The sequence below is a fragment of the Streptomyces sp. NPDC004752 genome, from assembly GCF_053601275.1.
In genome coordinates, this window is the sequence record NZ_JBSGBN010000309.1 from 1 (window position 1) to 1206 (window position 1206).

The window sequence follows — 1206 nt, forward strand, 5'->3', positions numbered from 1 at the left end:
CCCGTGTCCGCCGACCCGACCAAGCCCGAGGACGCCCGATGAGCACCCCCCAGCCTCCGATGCCCCAGGCACCCCAGGCAGCCGTGGCCGCGACCGGCTGGCAGTCGGCGCCGGGCGGCTCGTTCCCCGGCTACACCTCGCCGATTCCGGTGGTGCGCACCCATCTCGGGCATGCGATCGCCTCCGAGTGGACGAAGATCAAGTCGGTGCGCTCCACGATGTGGACGCTCGGCGTGTTCGTCCTCCTCGTGGTCGGCATCGGCCTGCTCGCGGGCGCGGTGGTCAGCGACTCGTCCACGGAGATGTCCGGCGAGAACCCGCTGGCCCTCGGCTTCTTCGGACTGCTGCTCGGCAGCATGTGCATCATCACGCTGGGCGTGCTGACCACGGCGTCGGAGTACGGCACCGGCATGATCCGTACGACGATGACGGCCTGCCCCTCGCGGGTGCGCGTGCTGGCCGCGAAGGCGATCGTGTTCTTCGTCGTCGCCTTCGTCGTCACGCTGGTGGCCACCTCCCTCGTCGCCCTCGCCCAGACGTCCATGCTGGACGGCACGCCCGGCGCCCGGACCCCGTCCGGCGGGGAGTGGCTGAAGGGCACGGTGGGCGTCAGCCTGTACATCGCGCTGCTCGGGCTGCTCTCGCTCGTCGTCGGCTCGCTGATCCGGCACTCGGCGGGCGCGATCACCATCATGATCGGAGCCCTGCTCGCGCCGCTGGTGATCGCGCTGTTCATGTTCTCGGAGTCGCTGAACACGGTGCGCGAGGCACTGTTCGAGTACTCGATCCCGAACCAACTGAGCGTCTTCTACTCCAACTCGCTGAGCGATTCCGGCCCGTCGGGCTGGGAACCGCTGTGGATCGCCCTGGGCGTGACGGCCGTCGCGTTCGGCGCGGCCTGCCTGCTGCTGGAGAAGCGCGACGTCTGACCCCGGTCGGCGGCGCCCCGAACTCGGCGGCGCCCCGAAGGGGACCAGGGCCTGTCGTCGCCTTGGGCCTGTCGTCACCTTCCCGTCGTCGCCCGAAGGGGCCTGGTGCCCCGGCAGGTGACGTTTGCCCGTCAAGGAGCGGCGTCGTGGGGGTCCCCCCTGCTCAAGCGGAGCCGAGAGCCTGGGGGAGCGTGCTCTCGGCGTGCCGGGTGCAGGCCCTCGTACTGGACGTACTTGGGCCTGCGCCCGGTGCGGCGAGTGGGGGTGCCCCCTGCTC

At 70.9% G+C, this 1206-nt stretch carries 1 protein-coding gene; it reads left to right on the forward strand.

The genetic code is table 11. From position 1 onward, the window contains the following. Positions 1-38 precede the first annotated feature (38 nt). Positions 39-929: an ABC transporter permease gene (locus tag ACWEKM_RS46585; protein WP_451627374.1), complete on the forward strand. Its 891-nt coding sequence runs from the start codon at positions 39-41 to the stop codon at positions 927-929. The last annotated feature ends 277 nt before the right edge of the window (positions 930-1206 follow it).